Raw genomic sequence first — 21,242 nt, forward strand, 5'->3', positions numbered from 1 at the left:
CCATGTATAGTGCAAATAAACCCTCTGCCGATGAGTTGCCAACTACCCGGCAACTTATCCGCTCCACCGCTATTGCCTTGGTGGCTGCTACCGTTATTCTCATCACCGCAATCCTGCCAGCAGAGTATGGGATAGACCCCACGGGCATCGGGCGTGTTTTCGGTCTCACCCAAATGGGCCAAATCAAATTTCGACTTGCAAACGAATCATCTAAAGAAAAAAATCAGGCCGCAATGACGAAAGAGCCAGCCAAACTGGTTCCTGCGATGATAAAGAATCCGCCTCTTGAAAATTCAGGCGAGATAAAGCTAATTCTCATGCCGGGCCAAGATACGGAAGTGAAATTGGAGATGCTTAAAGGAAGCCGGGTTGATTATCATTGGAGCACGAACGGAGGCGAGCTGTTTTACGACACCCACGGCGAGCCCTATAAAGGCCCGAAAAACTTTTTCCACAGGTATGAAAAGGGCCGCGCGCTGGAAGGCAAAGGGGTTCTTGAGGCTGCCTTTGACGGACATCATGGCTGGTATTGGAAAAATACCTCGAAGAAGCTTCTGGAAATCACCTTAAAGGCGAAGGGTGGTTACATCAAGATGAAACGACTTTTCTAATTTTTTTTCTATTTCATATATCGGACGAGCTATCTATGCGGAACTCAAATGAAAAAATCTGAAATCATACAAAAAGACTACCTGATCGATTCTCTCGATGCTGGTGTGCAAATCGAAGTTCGCGAAAAACGGCTTAAGGGAAAACGCAAATTTACCGAAGAAACAACCGTTTTGCTTTGCCATGGCCGACTCGCACCCGGGCCAGTCGCTTTTGATTTGTCTGTGCCTGGCTACTCTTGGATGGATCATATTGCCTCTCGTGGTTTTAACGTATTCACTATGTCGGTTAGGGGATTTGGACGCTCCTCCCGGCCCGCCGGAATGGCTAAAGACCCTATCGGCAAGCGCCCGCTCGTAAGAGGCAAGACTGCCATGCGCGATATCGAGGCAGTCGTCAATTTTATCTGTAAACGAAATGGCATCGGTCAGGTCAAACTTTTGGGGCGCTCCTGGAGCACAACCACTACCGCCGCCTTTGCCGCGGCCAATCCGGCGCGTGTTAACCGGCTTGTTCTCTATGCACCCTACTATGCCTACGACCATCCTGAGCGTGCTGCCCGTTTTCAGGATCCCCAAAAGCCCGGAAGGTGGAACCCTAATAACGGATCGTGGATATGGACGACGGAAAAAGATCTTCATGCCAGATGGTGGGGCCATATTAGCGGTAGTGCGCACCACCGTTGGCGGGACATGAAGCTGGTTCGTGCTTACTGGAAAGAATATCTCGCTACTGACCCCGATGGGGCGAGGCGGAAACCGCCAGCCGTCCAAACGCCCAATGGGTCGCTGGCTGATTTGTATGATCGGGTTCGCAATAAGCCTCCATACGACGCCTCAAAAATTCGTTGTCCGGTATTGTTAATATTTGGTGAGCAAGACGGCGCGGCGAATCCCGCCGAGGCATGGGGCCTGTTTCAAAAACTTACATCCAGCCATGGGAAGCGTTACGTAGTCATGGGGGAGGGAACGCATTTCATGGAATTTGAGCATCGGCGTGAAGAATTCCTTGCCCAAATTCAGGATTTTTTGGAAACCTAGGACTTAATCCTTTGAGACATTTTTATTTGCTCCTTTTTATGAAGTAAGAATCGGAGGAAGTGCCATGGCCGTAAAATACGGAGCGCAAGAGGTGGTATCTCGGTTGAGGGATGTTCGTAAGGCAGGTGGTTTGATTATCATTGCTGCCGTAGGCTCGGGTTTGTCCGCAAAATCTTCTGAAAAGGGCGGCGCCGACATCATTGCCACCTACAGCATTGCGAAATACAGGATGATGGGTTTCAGCCGGGTGAGCTATCTGCCCATCTGTGACGCGAATGCCATCACCGAGGATTTGGGGAAAAACGAAATTCTTCCCATTGTGCAGGATGCGCCCGTTATCGCTGGTGTTTTTGCGCCTAATCCGACTCTCGATCTCCCCTATCTTCTCGATGAGTATGTCCGTCTTGGTTTCTCGGGGGTGATGAATTGTCCTACCGTCGCCTTGCTCGACGGATGGTATCGCGAAAGCCTTGAGGATATGGGCATGGGTTACCAAAAAGAGGTGGAGCTTACCCGCCTGGCCGTGGAAAGAGATCTTTTCACACAACCCTTTGCCGCCACCCCGGAGGAGGCCGAGCAGATGGTTGAGGCGGGCGCCCACATGGTGATTGCGCACATGGGCGGGACCGTACCTGTGGACGATCCCGAAGAGAAGAAAAAGCAGATCATCGAGGCGGCAGAGAGTTGCACGCCTATTTTAGAGGCCGTCAAGAAGTTAAACGAGGATGTCTTCGTTGCCATCCATGGCGGCCCCATCGCTTTTCCTGATGACGTAAGAGAGTTGCGGAAGCATGTCCCCGTGTTGGATGGTTTCCTGGGGGGCTCAAGCGCCGAGCGGCTACCGGTGGAGGGCCCGATTCGCAAGGCGATCAGCGATTTTAAATCCATCAAGTCATAAAAAGGATTCACCATGGTGACGATCGCTTTGCTGGGAACGCATGACACCAAAGGGCTTGAGCTTCAATTCGTGCGCGAAAAACTCATCGAAGCAGGGGCGAGAGTCCGTATGCTGGATCTGGCCACCCTGCGAGAAGAAAAAGCGTACTCGCCCGATTACTCGCCTTCCCATCTGGCCGAGATGATGGGGAGAAGTTTTACGGAACTCGCGGCTCTTCCGAAGGCAGAGGCGGCGGATGTTGTTGTCGAGGGTGCGCTGAAATTGCTCCGGGGCCTGCTTGATGCGGGAGAGCTGAATGGCGCCATTGCCTTGGGGGGAGGAAGCGGCGCCGCCATGGCGTGTGCCATTTTTCGAGGTCTTCCATTGGGATTTCCCAAAGTCATGGTTTCGACCATTGCCTCGGGAGATGTTTCTCTTTATGTGGGAACCCGCGACGTGACGATGGTGCACTCGGTCGTGGACATAACCCTGAACCGGATTACCCGGCCCATATTCGCCGCCGCTGCGGGCGCGGTTTGCGGAATGGCGAAGGCCCTGCCAGTGGCGGGGGATACCGATAAGCCCTTGGTCGCCGCTTCCATGTACGGCATCACCCAGCCTTGTGTTTTTGGTATGAAAGAGATTCTAGAGTCTCGGGGTTATGAAGTAGTCGTATTCAGCGCTGGCGGAAACGGCGCAAGGGCGCTGGAGGAGCTAACGGCCGAGGCGCACATCGACGGTGTGTTGGATATCACCACAACCACGATGATTGATGAGATTGTCGGCGGCATCCGAGGCGCGGGGCCGGGTCGGCTTGAGGCCGCTTGCTCGCGGGGGGTTCCACTCCTCGTGGTGCCAGGTGCGTGCGAATGCGTGAACTTCGGGCCGCCGGAGACGATCCCAGAAAAATTTCGAGATCGTATTTTTATGCCGCATACGGCTACGACCACTCTCATGCGAGCAACTGGCGAGGAGATGCGGGCGCTTGGCGTTAAAATGGCGGAAAAATTAAACGGCGCCAGCGGGCCGGTCGCTCTATTGGTTCCTCTTCGGGGGTTTTCCCACTATGACCAAGAAAATGGGCCCGAGGCGATGGATTTTGCGGGAAATCCGGCGGGGACATTCCACGACCCCGAGGCCGACAAGGCGTTTCTAGAGGGCGTGCAGTCCACACTCGATCAAGAGCGGGTACGGCTTCTGGAGCTGGATCTTCACATTAACGATGAGGCTTTTTCAAAAAAAGTGGCCGAGGTTTTTCTCTGTTTGGCGGGTATCGCGGCCGTTTAACGAACTTTCCTGCGGTTTGGCAGGATTGCCCCATATTGCAGGTGGCGTTTGTAAAAAGCGCAGGCTTTTCGCTTCTCACTCAAAGCCAGCCCTCCGGGATGGGTGAGGAAGCCCCCATCCGGGGAGGCAATCCATAGGCCAGCGCCCTAGGATTCCATCCATGGTTTTGACGCCAGGGCCTCTTTTGCATGCTGATATTCCTGTGTCACCTCAGCCAGCAACTCCTCGGCCCCCTCGATCCGGTTTTCATGTGCGCTCTGCTCCAATCGCTCACAAACTTCAGCCATGCGCCGGGCCCCGAGGTTCGCGCTGCTTCCTTTCAAGCTGTGGGCTTGTTGCTCAAGGGCCTGGGCGTCCCCCCCGGCCAATACCTCTTTCAGGGAGGATAAACGTTGCGGTGTGTCGGAGAAAAACTTATCGATCAATTTCTTTAAAATATCCTCGCCCGACGCCTCTCCCAATTTCGCCATAGCGCTCAAATGTTCGAGGTCCAGTATCTCGTCCGAAGGCGCCGATAGCGCGGAAGGGGGGCCGGGGTCCGCCGGGGGGACGGATTTTTTCTCCACCCATCGCAAGAGCGCCTTTAACAGTTTATCGGGGTTCACAGGTTTGGAAACGTAATCGTCCATGCCCGCTTCGAGACACTTCTCGCGATCACCTTTCATGGCGTTGGCCGTCATGGCGATGATCGGGATGTGGTCCCCTTTGGATTGTTCTTTTCGGCGAATTTGACGGGTGGCTTCGTAGCCATCCATCACGGGCATCAAGCAATCCATCAGCACGGCGTCGTAGGGGAGAATCTTCATCTGCTCAAGGGCTTCTTTTCCGTCGCCGGCGATATCGACGCGGCAGCCGTATTTCTCCAAAATTTCCTTGGCCACCATTTGATTCACCTGATTGTCTTCCACCACCAGGAGCCGGGCTGAAATTATCGAGGGTGCTCTTTGCCGGGACAAGGTGTCCCGCCCGAAACGGGTTTCAATTTTCCCCCCGGAAGTTATCGAATCCGTCTCATTCTTCGGGGAGGGCGCACCCCAGGCCTTTACCAGTGTGTCGTGTAGTTCCGACGGGCGAACGGGTTTCTTCAGGTAGGCGGCAACCTCCATATCAGCCATTTCATGGAGAGGAATGTCCTCGGAGCTGAGGATAACGAGCACGGTTTCACGTATGCCCGGGTCCGATTTGATATGCCGCGCCAGGGTCAGCCCGTCCATGCCGGGCATGCGCTGATCCAGGATGGCAATCTGAAATGGATCGCCGCTTTCCTGCGCCTCGCGGAGGGCGCGAAGGGCGCTCTCGCCCGAGGCGTAATTTCCGTTGCGCATTTTGATGCTCATGATCTGTTCGTGAATCACCTGCCTTCCGATTTCGTTGTCATCCACGATCAAAACGCGCACATCCGAGAGGTTGGATCTTTGTCCCGCTTCGGCGGGTGCCTGGGTGTCGATGGGAAACGAGAGGTCCACCCAGAATTTCGAGCCCTCTCCCAGACGGCTGCTCACGCCAATGCCACCGCCCATCATCTCGGAAAGCTGCTTGCTGATGGAGAGACCCAGGCCGGTGCCGCCGTACTCGCGCGTGGTGGATGTGTCGGCCTGTGTGAACTTATCGAAAATATGATCGAGTTTACTTGCCTCGATTCCGACGCCGGTGTCTTGAACCGAGATCCTCAAACTGAAATGTTCGGTGAGCGGCTCGATTTTTTCGATTTCCAGGAGTACGTGCCCTTTTTCGGTGAACTTGACGGCATTTCCGATCAAATTGTTGAGTATCTGGCGGACACGCCCCTGGTCGCCGACAAAACGGTGGGGGATGCCGGGCGGGAACCGCGTAATCAACTCGATATTTTTCTCATACGCCCGGGAGGAGAAGACGTCCATCACACTTTCAACGGTTTGGAGGAGATCGAAATTCACGGGCTCTATCATCAGCTGGCCCGCCTCAATCTTCGAGAAGTCGAGAATATCATTGAGAAGCGTGAGCAGGCTTTCACTGGAATAGAGAATGGTATTTCCGTAGCGGCGCTGCTGTTCGGTGAGGTCGGTGTCGAGAAGGAGTCCCGTCATTCCCAAAACGCCGTTCATCGGCGTTCGGATCTCATGGCTCATGTTGGCGAGAAACTCGCTCTTCAGGCGCGCCGATTCCATCGCGGCCTTCTGGGCCTTGCGCAGTTCCGCCTCGGCCCGCCTGCTCTCGGTGAGATCTTTGTGAATGCTGCAAGTCGCCACAATTTCGCCGTTCCTGTCTTTGATAGGAGATAATGCGAGATTCACAGGAAATTTCGAGCCGTTTTTCCGGCGGCGAAATGAGTCAAAATGAACGGGGCGGCCAGTGTTACGCATCTCCATTCCAAACCGACGGTCATTTTCCGCCTCTTCGGTCAACATGACTGTAAAGGTTTGGCCCAGGATTTCTTGCTTCGTATATCCGTACATCGCCTCGGCGGCATCGTTCCACTGAATGATTTTCTGATTTGAATCCGTCACGATCATGGCGTCGGCGTTGTCGTCCATGACGCTTTGAAAAAAATCTCTGTTCTTCTGCGCCTCTTCAAAAAGCCGTGCATTGGTTATCGCCGGTCCCAAATGGGGGGCGATTTCCAGAAGTAATTCTTGATCCTCCACGGAAAAGAAATTTTCATGTCTCCTGGAAAGCGAGATATGCGCAATCACTTTTCCGTCCTGGATGACAGGAGAAATCAGGCGGCTTTTAATTCCCGCCTCAATCAACCGCGCCGGGATATTTTCGGTATTTTCATTTAGGATCGATTTTTGTTTTAAATAAACTTCACCGCGAATTTGTTCTGCTACATGGGTATTTTGGGAGGCCGAGTATTCCCGTAAATTCAAATTATCGACTTCATACCAACTGTGCCGTACAAGAGATTCGTCAATGCTGGAGATGGAGAACCGATCGCTGGGTATCAACTTCCCCACTTCATCGGCAATTCTCCGGAACACTTTTTCCGGTTCCAAAGAGGCGCTAATGGCCTGTGCGATTTTTCCGACGACCTCCAGGTTTTCCCTTCGAGACTCAGACTCTTTGTATAACTCGCTGTTTTGAATGGCAGGGCCGAGGTGTCCGGCAATGGCATTGAGCAGATTCACCTTCTCGCCCGAAAAGGCCTCCGGTAATTTGCTGCCTAAATTGAAGTGGGCGATGTAGGTGTCTTCAAGATAAACGGGGACGAGGAGGAGGCTGCGGTAACCGGCTCTGGCGATGCGGTGAATGCGCCACTGGGTTTCCAGAAGGTCCGGGATACTGACTGGGGCTTTTTTTTCGAACATCTCTGCCGCGAAGTTGGCGAGCTTCCGCTCTTCCGGGGAGGGAGGGCCGAAAGCTTCTTTTGAGTCTTCGTAGAAATATTTCGAGGCGCCCGATTCGGCGTCCACTCTCGAAATGATGAACCGGTCGCAGGGAATCTCTTCTTTGATCCGGTCGGCGATGGCGCGAAATAGTTTGTCGGGCTCTATGTTTTGGGTGATGGCTTTTGAAATTTCGCCGGAAAATTCGAGATGTGCGGTGCGCTCCCGCAGATCCCGCTCGGCGTGGAGCCGCCCGTCGAGATCTCGCCGCAAACGCCGGTTCCAGAAGACGACCAGCACGAGAAGAAAGGCTAACGGAATAAATATTTTCCAGATCAGCGAGTAGTCAAAGCCGAGGTTGTAGGAAAATGATCGCCATTTTCGGAATACGGCATTGCGCTCTTCCTCGCTTATGGATTTCAGCCCCTTGTCGAGAATTGTCACCAAAATGGGCCAGTCGCTTCTCGGAGCCATGGACAACTGAAAGTTGTAATGTGTCTCGCCAGCCACTTTGATGTTGGCATAACCTAGTTTTTGAATTTTGTACGAGGTGGTGAAAAGAAAATCAATATATGTGTCTACCTTGCCCGTGGCCAAGGCACGCAGCGCCTCCTCCACGGTCGCGATTTCGATTAGTTTAAAGCCAGGGTGATCCCGTTTGAGAAACTCTACGATGGCAAACCCCTTTACAACCGCGATGGTCTTTCCTGCCAGTTCATCCAAGCCAGCTATGTAGGGATGTTCGTTTCGTGCAAATATCATTATTGGCAGCTTCATGTATGGTTTTGTGAAGTTGACGTATTTCTCCCGTGACGGGGTGCGGACCACGGCGGAAAACATATCAATCTCACGATTTTTTACCTTTTCGACGATCTGGGCCCAAATCTTTCCCCCTGCAGGTTGAAACTCGACGCCAAGGCGCTTCGATAAAATATCCAGGAAATCGCGCGCGAGCCCCCGTGAGTTGCCGTCCTCGTCTTTAAATTCGACGGGTGCGAAGGCGGAGTCCATGCCCACACGTATGGTCTTATGGTCTCTCAGCCATGCCTGCTCTTCTGTGGTGAGCTGGACGCGCTTTTGAGAAGGGAGCGAGGTTAGCGATATCCACTTGCCCATGAGTTCCAAACGCTCGTTCTCGGGGATGCTGGCGAGCGCTTTGTCGAGAATTCCTTTGAACTCGGGCCAATCTTTTCGCACCGCAATCCGCTGGCCGGTGGTCCCGGAGTCATAGAAGGCCGCTACCTTGAGGTTCAGGATTCCATTTTTCTGGCTGAGGTAGGTGTTGATTCCAATGATGCCGACATATGCGTCTGCTTGACGGGTGCTGACCGCCCTCAGCCCATCAAGGGCCGTCTTCACGGAGAGAATTCGCGCGCCCGGTTGTTCCTCGATCACCCGCTTGGAGGATGAGTAGCCCTCCACCAAGGCAACGGTTTTACCGGCCAAGTCCCCTGGCTTCAATATCCGGGAATCTTCCTTGCGGGTCATGATGGCGAGAGGGGTGGGTAGATAAATCTTAGTAAAATTTAGATAGGCTTCCCGCTTTGGGCGTTTCACCGCCGTGGCGATCATATCCAGCGTTCGCTCACGTGCGCCCTGGAGTATTTCGGGCCAGGTTAACCTGGGCACGACCTCCATGCGGATTCCAAGCCGCTGCTCGAGGGCTTTGATGAATTCCATGACAACGCCATGATAGCGGCCGCTGTCGTCGCGGAAACTATAAGGCGCGTAACTGGCATCGACGCCTATCCGCACCACCGGATGCCCGGCCAGCCAATTTTGCTCTGCTTTCGTTAGGATCAAACCCTTTTTGCCAGACTTCGCTGGTGTAGCGTCCTTTTCCTGCGCTAAGACTTGCCCGGAGCCCCCAAGCCATGCGAGGCATAAAAAGATGACCCAAACCACATACCATCCGCTCAGGGTTTTCGAAGCGGATCGTCTAATCGAATTCGAGGCCTTCATTTTACAGCTTCCCCTGCGTTATCCGGTTTTATCGCGGCTCGGTCGTCTAGTTCACCTTGCCGGAAAGCTCGGACCCGGCCTTGAACCTCACGACATTTTTAGCGGCAATCTGAATCTCCTTGCCCGTTTGTGGATTGCGTCCGGTGCGCGCGGCGCGCTTGGAGATGCTGAAGGAGCCAAAGCCTACGAGCGAGATGCGGTCACCCTTCTTGAGAGCACCCGAGGTGGCGTTGACGAAGCCGTCGAGCGCGCGCTTGGCGTCCGCCTTGGAAAGATTGGCATTCGAGGCGATCCCCTCGATCAGCTCCGCCTTGTTCATGCGCTTGGCATGTGCACCGGCTGCCCCGTTGTCGAACCAAGAGTAGAGAAGGGTTACGTGGCCCAGGTACTCTTTGACGCGACCATTCAACATGGAACGGATCACCTTGAAGTTTCGCTCAACGACTCTTGGGTCCGAGCTCGTCAGATCTAGCCCGTCATCGTCGGAGTCAATGTCGAACGCGACGACCTCGTTTGTCTCCCGCCAGAAGTCCTCGATGTCGCCCATTATTTCTGAATCCGACTTGAAGCGGACCTCCCGCGTTTTTTTGTCGTTAAAGACAAAGAAGGTGCCAAAGCCCCCGATGACAACGCGGCCATCGGCGATGAGCATCTTTGAGACGTTGCTGATGAAGGCCTCGAGTGCGCGCTTGGCGTCCGCCTTGGAGAGATTCGCCGCCACAGCTATCTGATTCACCACCTGGCCGGTGGAGATGTTGAGCCCTCCGACAATAATGTGCGGCTTTGATCGATCGAAGTTTTCTTTTGCTGCCTGGGCCCCCGCCGCGAGAAATAGCGAGACAGACATCAACACGGCAAAAATCGTCAGAATAGTTCTTTTCATGGCGGCTAGCTCCTTCCGAGAGGAATTTTCGCGTGAATTCCCCGGATAAGACTAGGCGTTAATGAGATCTTTTCAGATTGGTGGCACTATTCCAGCCTTGCATTAAAAATTCAAGCAAATTTTTATTATTTGAATGCTTCTGCGGCATTGACCAGGTTATAAGTCAGGGCCTGAAAATACCCTTCTACCGTCCATTAACTGTGTCTGCGCCACCTTATCCCGGGGAGAATTGACGCCGGGAGGGCACTTTGTTAGCGTCGCCAATTCCAGGGATTCACTTCCCGCCTCATCTTATTTGGTCTCTAGATACTGGTCGCCCTCATACCTTGCCGGAGGTGTTTTTCATGGCTTCTGCTCTTGAACAGATGGACCCCGAAATTTTTGGTGCAATTGAAAAAGAAACCGTCCGGCAGGGGGACGAGCTAGAGCTTATCGCGTCCGAAAACTACGTCAGCGCGGCGGTTATGGAGGCGGCTGGCGGGGTGATGACCAACAAATACGCAGAGGGCCTTCCCGGCAAGCGCTACTACGGCGGCTGCCAATTCGTGGACGTCGCCGAGACACTGGCCATCGAGCGCGCCAAGGCCCTTTTCGGAATGGACCACGCCTCGGTGCAGCCCCACAGCGGGGCCCAGGCCAACGCCGCCGTCTATTTCGGCCTGCTTGAGCCGGGTGACACCATTCTCGGCATGAATCTTTCTCATGGCGGGCACCTTACCCACGGCCACCCGGTAACTTTCTCTGGCCGCTGGTTCAATGTTTTTGCCTACGGGGTGGACCCTGAGAACCATGTCATCGATTTTGACGAGGTGGAAAAGCAGGCCAAAGAGCACCGGCCCAAAATAATTGTTGTCGGCGCGAGCGCCTATCCGCGCACCATCGATTACCAGCGCTTTCGCCAGATTGCAGATGAAATCGGCGCCGTGGTCATGGCCGATATCGCCCACATCGCCGGGCTCATCGTCACCGGCCAGCACCCCACCCCGGCGGGACACGCACACATCGTCACCACGACCACCCACAAGACCCTCCGCGGCCCCCGGGGCGGCATGATTCTCTCGGGTGAGGAACATGCCCCGGCGATGAGCAAAGCCGTTTTCCCCGGCATGCAGGGCGGCCCACTCATGCACATCATTGCTGCCAAGGCGGTGGCGTTCAAAGAGGCGGCCACGGATGGTTTCAAGGAATACGGCGCCCAGATCGTGAAAAACGCCAAGGCCCTTGCCGAGGCGCTGCATGCCAGAAATATCCAGATGGTATCGGGCGGCACCGACAACCACCTTATTTTGCTCGATCTGCGCGAGGCTGGCTTCAGCGGCAAAAAAGCTGAGCGCGTTCTTGGGGAGGCCGGCATCACGGTCAACAAAAATGCCATTCCCTTCGACACGCGCAAGCCCACCCTCACCAGCGGTGTCCGCCTGGGCACCCCGGCGCTAACTTCCCGAAAAATGAAAGAAGCCGAAATGGCGACACTCGGTGGCTGGATTGCCGATGTCCTGGGCGATCCCGATAACGAGGGGCGCATCGCCTCGATCAGGGACGACGTTAAATCGTTGTGCGCAAAATTCCCGATGGGCCCCGGTGGCGCAAGACCCGAGTAAAAGGGTGTTTGAAGTCGAGTAGTTTTCTGATTTGTGATTTACACATTAAAACCCCGGGGCCGAAGCCTCGGGGTTTTTTGCTTGCTCTTGTTTTATGCCCCTATCCCTCAAATGGTGCGTACTTGAAGCTGGTGCCCCCGGTTTTTTCGAGCTGGTGAATTGCCCCGATGGTTTTGTGGTCATGGAGCGGGGGGCCGATGAGCTGGGCCCCGAGGGGCAGCCCCCCCTGGCTGAAGCCTGTTGGAAATCCGGTGGAAGGAAAGCCCAGAAAATTAATGTGCCGCGTTAGCGAGATCAGGTGGGCCCGCGCGTCGTAATCTTTTCCGCCGATGGTGACTGTGCTGGCCGAGCGAAGCGGCGCGGGCATGGGTGTCGAGGCGGCCAGAACAAAATCGACCTTCCCAAAGACCTCTTTCAAAACCCGTGCTGTCCATTGCGAGCGGTAGCGCTGCGCCTGAATATAAGTAGTCGCGGGAATGAAAAAACCAATTTGCAGGCGCTCAAGAACCTTCGGGTCGTAGTCGCCTGCTCGCTCGCGCACATTTTTTTCGTGTATGGCGGCCGCCTCGGACATCATGAAGTTCGTGGCCATGGGGTACGCATTTTCGAGATCGGGAATTTCCACCTCGACAACACTCGCGCCCGCCTCCTCAAAAGCGCGTGCCGCCGCTTCCACGCCCGCAACAGTTTCGGGCTCGGATTGATCGACATAGTAATTCCGGGCGTGTCCGATGCGAACACCCTTGAGCGAGGTGCCCAGCGCACCCATGAAATCGGGCGCCTCCACCTGGAGGGAACTCGGGTCCTCCGGGTCGGGCCCCGCAATGGCGGCCATCATCAAGGCGCAATCCTCGGCGGATGTCGCCAGCGGGCCAAAACTGTCGAGCGACCATGAAAGCGGGAAACACGCCGCCTTCGTCACCAGTCCGAATGTGGGTTTGTGCCCGATAGCGCCGCAGAGCGAGGTCGGTATCCGGATGGAGCCCCCGGTGTCCGAGCCGATGGTGATCGCCGCCTGAGCGGTCAGTACGGCGTTCCCAGAGCCTCCGCTTGAGCCGCCGGTGACTCGCTCTGGGTCCCAGGGATTTTTCTGGTCGCCGTAGTGGGGGTTGTGGCCAGAGGGTCCAAAGGCAAATTCGTGCAGATTGAGTTTTCCGAGAATAACTGCGCCAGAGTCTCTAATCATTCGGGTAATAGGTGCGTCCCTAACAGCAACATTGTCTTTGTATATCAGGCTTCCTGCGGTTGTTTTGAGCCCGTCGACATCGATGAGATCCTTTAGGCCGACCGGAACGCCCCCCAGTGGGCCGAGGTTGTCTCCGGCAGCGATGGCCTCATCGATCTTGCCCGCCCCTAGAAGCGCGCCCTCGCGGTCGAGGGTGATCCAGGTGTTGAGAGCCGGGCCGATTTTTTCGGCGCGCGCGAGAAAGGCTTGTGCCGCCTCGGTGGCCGATATTTTTTTTGACCGAATTTGCTCGGCAATCTGAGCCGCCCCGAGGCGTGTGATGTCATCCCCCATGGCGAATCCCCTTGAGTAAGGCGTTATGGCCCATCGGCTCGGAAGCGTCTTCTAGCGCGTCTACAACGCGGCGGTTAGCCTGGTCGAGCGTTTTTAACATGGCGGCGAATCCGGATGTTTTCGCTGGGTCCATCTGGTTTCCAAGCAACGCTTCGCATTGGCGTGATATTTCTTCTTCGGAAAAATTCACGAAAAATCCTTTCTTGGGAAGAGAATCATTCAGGGCTAAAAGAGGATGCTAACGCTTCGAATCCTGCCGATGCAAATCCGCCGGGCGCTTGTTGTCTCCCAGTGCGTAAATAGAGGACAATGGACTTGTGCAATCTGATCCGCCCCTGGAAGGCCTAAATGTCTCAAGGTCAGCTTGTCAGGCGTGCAGGTGTGCTGGTGCTTGCGGGAATGCTGGCCCTCGCTCCGGGGGGCTGTGCATTTGTCGTCAAGGAAGTATTCAGCCGGGGATTGCAGGACCGGACCGGAGAAGAGCAGATCTATGATGCCGGTATTTTCTCGCGGTTTACGAGAAAAATCGAAAAGATTAATCCCGATCTCTTGTTTGACCTCAATGTAGATGTCTGGCGGGGGCGCGTCATGCTGACCGGATTGATGGACGATCCTGTGCTCTGGGAGAGGCTTGTTCGGGTAATCAAAGAGGATGGGCAGGCGAGGAGGATTTACAACGAGATCCTCATCGTTCCCAATAAAGAAAAGGGAAACCTGGAAACAGTGCTTCCGCCGTCCCAGCAGTTGAAGGATTATCTTGTTGAGATGGATGTAAAGGTAAGACTTTTTTCAGACGATGACGTTAAGTCCGTTAATTATCATTTGCGGTCGGTGCGCAATCGTATTTATATAATAGGATATTCTCGGAGCGCTATAGAGCGCCGCCGGGTGTTGCGTCTCATCCGGGAAGTAAACGGCGTCAATGAAGTGAAGGATTTTATTTCAATTGCGCCGGCGGGGAAGTATTACGCCGGGAAGAAACAAAGCGCTAAACCTTAAATTTGCCACCGGCGGCTAAAACGAAATATGGCCGCTGGCTTTTCAATGGAATTTTCTCATGCCTCGTCTTAGCGTACTGGATCAATCTCCTATTCGGGACGGAAGCACGGCTGCCGAAGCGATTCGCGAGTCGGTGCGTCTCGCCCAGGCAGCTGACCGGCTTGGCTATCATCGCTACTGGGTGGCCGAGCACCACAGCCACAGTGGTCTTGCCGGGCCATCTCCCGAAATTATGATCGGCCAGATTGCGGCGAACACAAAAAATATTCGTGTTGGCGCGGGCGGCGTTATGTTGAGCCATTACAGTGCACTCAAGGTGGCAGAAAACTTTCGTGTTCTCGAGACTTTCTTCCCCGGGCGCATAGACATCGGCATCGGCCGTGCACCGGGGTCTGATCAACTCACCTCCTCGGCGCTCGCGAATGGCGGAAATCCACTTTCAGTGGAGGATTTTCCTCAAAAAGTCTCGGATTTGCTCGGCTATCTGGATGGGGGGCTCGCGCCGGGGCATCCTTTTGAAAAACTCAAAGCCATGCCCGACGGGCCAACCACGCCGGTAACCTGGCTGCTCGGCTCAAGCGACCAGAGCGCGATTCTCGCCGCCTATTTTGGCTGCCCCTTCTCGTTCGCCCACTTCATCAACGCCAAGGCGGCCGGGCCGGTGCTGGACATCTACCGCGAGCGTTTCGAGCCCTCGGATAGGTGTCCGGAGCCCCAGGCTAATCTTGGGGTGTTCGTTTTTTGCTCGGAGGACGGCGAGGAGGCGCGGCGCCACGCGGCGAGCCGGGGCCTGTTTTTTTTGCGCATCAGAAAAGGTGAGGGTGGCGGTATCCCCTCTCCCGAGGAAGCGCTTGCCTATCCCTACACCGAGATGGAGCGGCATTTCGTGGACGACACCCTGGCCCGGACCATTGCCGGAACCCCTGATGAGGTTAAAGCCAAGCTGCTTGAGTTGGGAGAGCAAACCGGGGTGGATGAATTTGTCGTCGTCAACCAATGCTACGATTTTGATTTCCGGATGAAGACCTACGCGCTTCTGGCCGAGGCGTTTGGGCTGGAGCCGCGGGGTTAGGCGCGTTTCCTGGTTTTTAGATCGGACTTGCGGAAGCGGAAGGCGTCAGGGGTGACTTCGAGGCATTCGCCCTCTTTTAAGAAATCGATGGCTTGCTCTAGATTGAACAGGCGCGGCGGAACGAGCTGGTCGCTGTTGTCCGAGCCCGAGGCGCGCATGTTGGTGAGCTTTTTCTCTTTTGTGATGTTGATGTCCATGTTCTGCTCGCGGCTGTTCTCGCCGATGATCATTCCCTCGTAAACCTCATCCGTTGGCCCGACGAAAAGAACACCCCTGCCTTGTAAGTGCTCGATGGCGTAGCCGGTGACTTTACCCGTCCGGTCCGCGACAAGTGCGCCGGTGATTCGTCCGGGAATATCTCCTGCCCAGGGGGCCCAGCCGCCAAAGATGGTGGTGAAGATGCCGGTGCCCCGCGTGTCCGTCATAAATTCATTGCGGTAGCCGAACAGGCCTCGGCTCGGGATGCTGAATTCAAGGCGAGCGCGGCCCGTGCCGTGGTTGACCATCTGGGTCATCTTGCCCCGGCGGCCGCCGAGTTTTTGTGTGATTGCGCCGATATATTCCTCGGGCACATCAATGACGACGTTCTCCAGAGGCTCAAGGGTTTTGCCCCCCTCTTTGCGGATGATGACCTCCGGGGGCCCGACTGTGATTTCGAATCTCTCGCGGCGAAGCTGTTCAATTAAAATGGCGAGTTGAAGCGAGCCACGGCCCGAGAGGCGAAAGGCGTCGGTGGCTTCGGTCTCCTCGGCGATAATGGCCGGGTTGTTGAGCGATTCGCGGAAGATGCGATCTCTGATCTGGCGCGAGGTGAGCAAATTGCCGCTCCGCCCGGAGAAGGGCGAGTCGTTGATGCGAAAGATCATGGCGATTGTCGGCTCATCGAGCACGATGGGGGGAAGCGTCACAGGATTTTCCAGGTCGGCGATGGTGTCGCCGATGCTGATCGGATCAAAGCCCGCAATCGCGATGATATCTCCTGCGCTGGCCTCGGTGATTTCTTTTCGCTGAAGGCCCTCGTAGCCGTAGAGGACGGTAACTTCACCCGTGGAGTTTTCGGTGGTTCGGCTCATGACAGTGCATTTGTCCCGGGGGCTGATCTTGCCGTTCCAAACGCGACCGATGGCGAGGCGGCCGACATAGTTGTCGTACTCTAATTGGGCGACGAGAAACTGAAGCGGCGCGTCTACCTCAAAGCTCGGGGGCGGGATGGTCTTGAGCAGCGCCGCGAAGATGGGCTCAAGGTTGTCTTCAATTTTTTCGGGCGAGAGGCCCGCGCGCCCGTCTTTGGCGATGGCGTAGAGGACGGGAAAATCTAACTGATCCTCGTCTGCGTCAAGATCGATGAACAGGTCGTAAACCTCGCTAAGTACTTCCTCGGCGCGCGCATCGGAGCGATCTATTTTGTTGATGACAACGACGAAGGGCAGGTTGCGCTCGAGCGCCTTGGCGACGACGAAACGCGTCTGTGGGAGCGGGCCCTCGGAGGCGTCCACCAGGAGCATCGCACCGTCCACCATCGAGAGCACACGTTCTACCTCGCCGCCAAAATCGGCATGGCCCGGGGTGTCCACGATGTTGAAAAGCGTGTCCTGATATTTGACCGCACAGTTTTTCGCCATGATGGTGATGCCTTTTTCACGCTCAAGGTCCATCGAATCCATTACCCGCTCGGCCACGGCCTGACCTTCGCGGAAGATACCGCTCTGCCAGAGCAGCGAGTCTACGAGTGTCGTTTTGCCATGGTCGACGTGGGCGATAATGGCGAAGTTGCGAATGTCATTGCGAATGGCGGTGGCCATGTCCTGCTCCTGGTTTTAGCGTGAAAAAAAGGCTCGCTCCAAGCTCTTGGAAGCTTGAGCGGGGGGGATAATGGCTCAAATGGGGATATGGTACAAGAGCCAGGCCCCGGGGGCCTCAATCCCTTGCAGTATAAGGAGATTCGACGGAAATTCGGTGTAGCGGCTAGCTATCGAACAGGTATTTTGAGAGCATGAACCAATCAATTCCATTCAACGTAAATGGTGTGTTTCCCAGGGAGGCATTATGACGGATGAACCTATCTTGACGACCGATCAAAAATTCGCGCCCGGCGAGCGGCCCATCGATAAGCCCGAGCTTCGCCCCGGAGGCACACTCACCCGCCAGTGGGCAGAGACCGAATGGTCGGGAGATGGCCAGATTAAAGTGGGTCGCAAGGATAAATTCGAGGTCTTTTGCGATGAGCCGCCCCGCATCGGCGGCAAAGATCGCTATCCCCAGCCGCTGACCTATATTTGCATGGGCGTGGGGTTCTGACTGCTCACCCAGCTTGCGCGGTTCGCGCATATGATGAAAATCGAAATCAAGTCGGCCAGTTGTCGTGTGGAGATGGATTATTTTATGAAGGGCTCGGTTCTTAAGGGAACTGTGGAATCCGGGTGCACAGAGTCGCGCACTTTGTTTCGGGTCGAGAGTGATGCGCCGCCTGAGAAAATTGCCTTACTCATTCGGAACGCGAAACAGGGGTGCTATGCCGAGCAGATGATCGAGACCGCAGTCCCGCTCAAAAGCGAAGTCGAGCTCAACGGCGCATCGCTCGCGCTCGATGGAATCACCGAATAGGGAAGTTTATTTCTTTGGTTAGCCGATCAGAAAAATTTCAACCCACGCGCAATGTACGCTTGTTTTGTGGAACTCTCCGCCCCATGATTTTTCTGTGCCAAGGGGCGGCCCTAGCCGCCTTGGAGCCGGAGCCCCGGGTGGCCCTTGCGGGCCCTTTGGATTAGCTCGCGCAGCCCCTGTGTGTTCATTCCACCAGTGATGAGCTCGTCTCCGATAATAAAGGCGGGCGTTCCGGTGATGCCCAGCACCTGGCCCAGCTCCTGGTTGTTAATAAGTTCTTTCCTGATGTCGGGAGAATTCATATCCTGCCGGAGTTTTATTAGGTCCATTCCCAGAGATTTGGCGAGTGACATGAGGCCTGCCTCGTCTGTTTTGGCCTTGCCGCTCATCATAGCCTTGTGAATTTCGAGGTATTTTCCTTGCGCCTTTGCGGCCAGTGCTACGCGTGCCGCAAAAACCGAGCCCGGCCCAAGGATGGGAAATTCTTTGAATACGATCCGCACCTTCGGATCGGTTTTTTCTATCTCCATCAGCGCCGGGAACGACTTGCGGCAGTAGGAGCAATGGTAATCGAAGAATTCGACAACGGTAACATCACCCTTGGGGTTTCCCCCGACAGGGGAGCCGGGGTTTCGGGTGAGTTGTTTGCTGAAAATCTTAAGGTTCTTTTTCGCCTGCGCGGCCTGTGCTGCTTTCTGGCGAGCCTGGTGATCCTTAACAGATTTAAGGATGACTTCAGGGTGGCGGAGAATGTAGCTCTCGATCAATTTTTCGATCCGCTCCTTGTCGAGATCGGGCGCTGTTTTTTTCAGCTCGGCTGCCCCGGCGGGGGTGATGAGGATGGCTGCGGACATGGCAGCGGCAAGCAGTATTGATAAGGCCCGGGTCAAAGTTATCAAAATTTTCTCCGCTCGAAATAGATGGATTGAAGGCGCCAATAGGCGACTGAATAACATTAATTTAGCATATCCTATATCGATTCTCGGGTGGAGGCGGGCTTATGATATTTCCTCAGCCCGAAAATTTAGCGGAAAATCGCTTATGGCGTCGGCATCGAGGGGAGGCGGCGTACCAGGAGAACTATAAAAAGAGGCAGCAGTATTATTTATTATAAACACAAAGCACATTCAGGCGGACGTAGAGGCAGATTTTGAATTCTACCGCTTCTCCTTAATCCCTTGGTTTTAGTAGCGAATGAACACTTGGAGACTTTTAGTCCTGTTGCGCCTTGAGGTGGGCCGAGGGCCGGAGGTAAGATTGCTCAAAGCAGGGGGGAAGTTTTTTTTTGTCGCCTTATTCGGAGTGATTTCCGCAATGGAAAATATTCATATCGATGAATTTCCGGAACTTCGGAATCCGCTTTTTGTTCTTGCCTTTGAGGGTTGGAACGATGCGGCGCAATCGGCCACCATCGCCGCCAAGTTTCTCGTAAGCCGATACGAGGGCAAACGATTCGCATGGTTTGAGTCCGATGATTTTTTTCAGTTCTCAGAGCAGCGACCACAGGTGCGTCTCGACATCGATGGCGATCGGCAGATTACGTGGCCCGAAAATGAATTTTATTATTGTCAGCATCCGGATCTATCGAGAGATTTGGTTGTCTGCACTGGCGTTGAGCCTCAACTGAAATGGAAATCCTTTGGCCGAGATGTCGCAGAGTTGGCAAAACGATGCGGCGTTGAATTGGTGGTGACAATGGGTGGTCTTCTGGCGGGAAATTCTCACGAAGATCCGTTGGAGTTAGTGTGTCTTGCGACCGAATCCAGATTGTCAGAGCTGGCGGAGCTTCCTGTGACTAAATATGAAGGTCCCACAGGCATCGTCGGTGTGATTCATACCCAGATGCAAAATGAGCATGTCCCGGCTGTGAGCCTTTGGGTAAATATTCCCCAGAACATTGCATCGCTCCCCAACCCGAAGGGAGCTCTTTCCCTGCTAGATCGTCTCGGTGCTGTCAGCGAGATAAAGATGGACCTTACCGAACTGGAAGATTCGGCGGTGCGATTCGATTCGGAGGTGGAGGAAGCGATTAAAAAAGAACCAGGCATTTCGCGCTTTCTCTCCCAGATGGGGACAGCCGGCGGTATGGGCGAGGATGAGGAGGATGAGGAAGAGTTCCAAGAAGAAGATATTTCAGGCGAGGATTTGCCTTCTGGAGAAGAACTCGCCGATGAGATCGAATCTTTCTTTCGTCGCCGCAACGGCGACAAATCCGACTGATTTTTTGCGATCTGTCCTGAGCGAATCGAATATAAATCTAGCGATACTAAGGCTTGATGATAAAAAGCATATTGCCAGCCTTTTTTGTTCAGGTGATTTTTGTGCCTCTTCCCGCAATTTCCTTCTATGCGAATTAGGAATTTTCTGAGTTGAACATGCGCGCGTTCGTGTTGGCGGCGGGCCTGGGTATCCGGATGGGTCCACTTGGCGAGGAGATTCCCAAGGCGCTTTTGCCGCTTGGCGGCGTTTCCATGGTGAAGTTTGCCTTGAGTCGGCTAGCCGGTGTGGGGGTGAGCGAGGCAGTGGTGAATATTCATCACCGGGCAGATGCGATACGAGAGCACCTGGGCGATTCGTTTCAAGGTATTGCCCTGCATTATTCTCATGAAGTCGAAATTCTGGGTACGGCGGGGGGCCTTAAAAAGGCCGAGGAATTTTTGCGCGAGGGCGGCGGGCCGTTTTTCGTCTTAAACGCCGATATCGTGAGTAATGCTGATCTTGAGGCCGCAATGCGGCACCATCAATCTGGTCGATTTCTGGCGACGTTGATACTCAGAGAGACTAAAGAAGTGGAGAAATTCGGAGCGTTGGCGGTGGATGCCGCCGGGAGGCTCCGCAAGTTTCTCGGCGCAAGTGCACCCGGCGAGGCCGCCGGGAATCTGACCGAGGCGATGTTTACCGGGCAGAGTGTTCTGTCTCCTGAATTTCTCGACAACATACCGGCGGGGCGCTCGTGCGGAATATCAGAGGAGGTTTATCCTCCGCTAATGGAAAGCGGCGCTCTCATCGGCGGTTGTTTGACGACGGCCTATTGGGCGGATGTTGGAACGCCGGCTAGATATCTTGAGGCTGTTTTCGATTTGCTGGCCGGTCGGTTCATGCCCGCGCTTGAATGGCCCGAGGGCGATAACACCCTAATTGAGGGAGCCCCTCTGGAATGGGGAGGGGGGATGATCCACCCGCCTGTTTTGATTGGAAAGGGAGTTCGTCTTGAACGAGGCGCGACTGCAGGGCCTTTCGCGGTTTTGGGGAGCGGTGCTACTCTCGAAGAAGATGCTACCGTATCTCATACGGTTGTTTTTCCCGGCGGGAAGATTGGGAAAGGGATATCTCTTGAGCGGTGCATTGTCGGGCCAGGTGCCTACGTTGTGCTTCCTGAAGGCGAGAAATGCCATGAATCTGTATTTGTAAGTGGGAACAGTGGCTCGCATCCTTTTTAAATTAATTTTGGAGCTCTTAAATTAATGAGCAATTCCTCGAATTC

17 protein-coding genes are annotated in these 21,242 nt (G+C 54.7%); 11 read left to right on the forward strand and 6 right to left on the reverse strand.

All coding sequences use genetic code 11. The features are described from left to right. Window positions 1–2 precede the first annotated feature (2 nt). From HOJ95_10445 to HOJ95_10460, 4 genes are all read left to right on the forward strand, one after another. Window positions 3–611 (forward strand): transmembrane anchor protein, encoded by a 609-nt coding sequence (locus HOJ95_10445; GenBank protein ID MBT6395115.1) that lies wholly within the window; start codon window positions 3–5, stop codon window positions 609–611. A gap of 48 nt (window positions 612–659) precedes the next feature. Continuing rightward, window positions 660–1,649: an alpha/beta fold hydrolase gene (locus HOJ95_10450; GenBank protein MBT6395116.1), complete on the forward strand. Its 990-nt coding sequence runs from the start codon at window positions 660–662 to the stop codon at window positions 1,647–1,649. 64 nt (window positions 1,650–1,713) lie between these two features. Further along, a complete protein-coding gene (locus HOJ95_10455; protein MBT6395117.1) occupies window positions 1,714–2,547 on the forward strand; it encodes a phosphoenolpyruvate hydrolase family protein in 834 nt (277 codons plus the stop codon). A gap of 12 nt (window positions 2,548–2,559) precedes the next feature. Further along, window positions 2,560–3,813, forward strand: a complete 1,254-nt coding sequence (locus tag HOJ95_10460; protein ID MBT6395118.1) for a Tm-1-like ATP-binding domain-containing protein — start codon at window positions 2,560–2,562, stop codon at window positions 3,811–3,813. A gap of 146 nt (window positions 3,814–3,959) precedes the next feature. Here HOJ95_10460 and HOJ95_10465 read toward each other — a convergent pair whose 3' ends face one another. Both HOJ95_10465 and HOJ95_10470 read right to left on the reverse strand, forming a co-directional pair. Continuing rightward, window positions 3,960–9,080, reverse strand: coding sequence for a transporter substrate-binding domain-containing protein (locus tag HOJ95_10465; GenBank protein MBT6395119.1), 5,121 nt, complete (start codon window positions 9,078–9,080; stop codon window positions 3,960–3,962). A 46-nt stretch (window positions 9,081–9,126) separates the two neighbouring features. Next, entirely contained in the window at window positions 9,127–9,963 is an 837-nt protein-coding gene (locus HOJ95_10470; GenBank protein ID MBT6395120.1) for a hypothetical protein, read from the reverse strand. Between the two features lie 344 nt (window positions 9,964–10,307). Between HOJ95_10470 and HOJ95_10475 the strand changes: the two genes are divergently transcribed. Then, window positions 10,308–11,564, forward strand: a complete 1,257-nt coding sequence (locus HOJ95_10475) for a serine hydroxymethyltransferase (GenBank protein MBT6395121.1) — start codon at window positions 10,308–10,310, stop codon at window positions 11,562–11,564. A 100-nt stretch (window positions 11,565–11,664) separates the two neighbouring features. Here the strand turns inward: HOJ95_10475 and HOJ95_10480 are convergent, their stop codons facing one another. Then, complete coding sequence (locus HOJ95_10480) at window positions 11,665–13,083, reverse strand: amidase (protein MBT6395122.1); 1,419 nt, start codon at window positions 13,081–13,083, stop codon at window positions 11,665–11,667. Continuing rightward, window positions 13,073–13,216, reverse strand: a complete 144-nt coding sequence (locus tag HOJ95_10485) for a hypothetical protein (GenBank protein MBT6395123.1) — start codon at window positions 13,214–13,216, stop codon at window positions 13,073–13,075. The genes HOJ95_10480 and HOJ95_10485 overlap by 11 nt, the downstream gene beginning before the upstream one ends. A gap of 215 nt (window positions 13,217–13,431) precedes the next feature. Between HOJ95_10485 and HOJ95_10490 the strand changes: the two genes are divergently transcribed. Together HOJ95_10490 and HOJ95_10495 are read left to right on the forward strand one after the other, a co-directional pair. Next, entirely contained in the window at window positions 13,432–14,082 is a 651-nt protein-coding gene (locus HOJ95_10490; protein ID MBT6395124.1) for a BON domain-containing protein, read from the forward strand. A 58-nt stretch (window positions 14,083–14,140) separates the two neighbouring features. Then, the gene (locus tag HOJ95_10495) at window positions 14,141–15,154 is read left to right on the forward strand and encodes an LLM class flavin-dependent oxidoreductase (GenBank protein ID MBT6395125.1); all 1,014 of its coding nucleotides are present in this window, start codon (window positions 14,141–14,143) and stop codon (window positions 15,152–15,154) included. Here HOJ95_10495 and typA read toward each other — a convergent pair. After that, window positions 15,151–16,956 carry a translational GTPase TypA gene (gene typA / locus HOJ95_10500; GenBank protein MBT6395126.1) on the reverse strand — a complete coding sequence of 602 codons (1,806 nt, stop codon included), beginning with the start codon at window positions 16,954–16,956 and terminating at the stop codon, window positions 15,151–15,153. The two genes, HOJ95_10495 and typA, sit on opposite strands and share 4 nt — an antisense overlap. Window positions 16,957–17,200: 244 nt before the next feature. Between typA and HOJ95_10505 the strand changes: the two genes are divergently transcribed. Both HOJ95_10505 and HOJ95_10510 read left to right on the forward strand, forming a co-directional pair. Next, window positions 17,201–17,452, forward strand: a complete 252-nt coding sequence (locus HOJ95_10505) for a hypothetical protein (protein MBT6395127.1) — start codon at window positions 17,201–17,203, stop codon at window positions 17,450–17,452. Window positions 17,453–17,482: 30 nt separating this feature from the next. Continuing rightward, the gene (locus HOJ95_10510; GenBank protein ID MBT6395128.1) at window positions 17,483–17,758 is read left to right on the forward strand and encodes a hypothetical protein; all 276 of its coding nucleotides are present in this window, start codon (window positions 17,483–17,485) and stop codon (window positions 17,756–17,758) included. Between the two features lie 110 nt (window positions 17,759–17,868). Here the strand turns inward: HOJ95_10510 and HOJ95_10515 are convergent, their stop codons facing one another. After that, a complete protein-coding gene (locus HOJ95_10515; protein ID MBT6395129.1) occupies window positions 17,869–18,657 on the reverse strand; it encodes a DsbA family protein in 789 nt (262 codons plus the stop codon). A gap of 415 nt (window positions 18,658–19,072) precedes the next feature. Here HOJ95_10515 and HOJ95_10520 point away from each other — a divergent pair, with 415 nt between their 5' ends. After that, the gene (locus HOJ95_10520) at window positions 19,073–19,978 is read left to right on the forward strand and encodes a PAC2 family protein (GenBank protein MBT6395130.1); all 906 of its coding nucleotides are present in this window, start codon (window positions 19,073–19,075) and stop codon (window positions 19,976–19,978) included. Window positions 19,979–20,127: 149 nt separating this feature from the next. Continuing rightward, a complete protein-coding gene (locus HOJ95_10525; protein MBT6395131.1) occupies window positions 20,128–21,198 on the forward strand; it encodes an NDP-sugar synthase in 1,071 nt (356 codons plus the stop codon). Window positions 21,199–21,242: the final 44 nt, after the last annotated feature.

Source organism: Nitrospinaceae bacterium (genome assembly GCA_018669005.1).
GTDB lineage: Bacteria > UBA8248 > UBA8248 > UBA8248 > UBA8248 > UBA8248.

Excerpts from the sequence above, each read along its gene's own strand:
- HOJ95_10445 (MBT6395115.1), top strand. The coding sequence starts at position 3 with ATGTATAGTGCAAATAAACCCTCTGCCGATGAGTTGCCAACTACCCGG.
- HOJ95_10450 (MBT6395116.1), top strand. The coding sequence starts at position 660 with ATGAAAAAATCTGAAATCATACAAAAAGACTACCTGATCGATTCTCTC.
- HOJ95_10455 (MBT6395117.1), top strand. The coding sequence starts at position 1,714 with ATGGCCGTAAAATACGGAGCGCAAGAGGTGGTATCTCGGTTGAGGGAT.
- HOJ95_10460 (MBT6395118.1), top strand. The coding sequence starts at position 2,560 with ATGGTGACGATCGCTTTGCTGGGAACGCATGACACCAAAGGGCTTGAG.
- HOJ95_10465 (MBT6395119.1), bottom strand. The coding sequence starts at position 9,080 with ATGAAGGCCTCGAATTCGATTAGACGATCCGCTTCGAAAACCCTGAGC.
- HOJ95_10470 (MBT6395120.1), bottom strand. The coding sequence starts at position 9,963 with ATGAAAAGAACTATTCTGACGATTTTTGCCGTGTTGATGTCTGTCTCG.
- HOJ95_10475 (MBT6395121.1), top strand. The coding sequence starts at position 10,308 with ATGGCTTCTGCTCTTGAACAGATGGACCCCGAAATTTTTGGTGCAATT.
- HOJ95_10480 (MBT6395122.1), bottom strand. The coding sequence starts at position 13,083 with ATGGGGGATGACATCACACGCCTCGGGGCGGCTCAGATTGCCGAGCAA.
- HOJ95_10485 (MBT6395123.1), bottom strand. The coding sequence starts at position 13,216 with ATGGACCCAGCGAAAACATCCGGATTCGCCGCCATGTTAAAAACGCTC.
- HOJ95_10490 (MBT6395124.1), top strand. The coding sequence starts at position 13,432 with ATGTCTCAAGGTCAGCTTGTCAGGCGTGCAGGTGTGCTGGTGCTTGCG.
- HOJ95_10495 (MBT6395125.1), top strand. The coding sequence starts at position 14,141 with ATGCCTCGTCTTAGCGTACTGGATCAATCTCCTATTCGGGACGGAAGC.
- typA (MBT6395126.1), bottom strand. The coding sequence starts at position 16,956 with ATGGCCACCGCCATTCGCAATGACATTCGCAACTTCGCCATTATCGCC.
- HOJ95_10505 (MBT6395127.1), top strand. The coding sequence starts at position 17,201 with ATGACGGATGAACCTATCTTGACGACCGATCAAAAATTCGCGCCCGGC.
- HOJ95_10510 (MBT6395128.1), top strand. The coding sequence starts at position 17,483 with ATGATGAAAATCGAAATCAAGTCGGCCAGTTGTCGTGTGGAGATGGAT.
- HOJ95_10520 (MBT6395130.1), top strand. The coding sequence starts at position 19,073 with ATGGAAAATATTCATATCGATGAATTTCCGGAACTTCGGAATCCGCTT.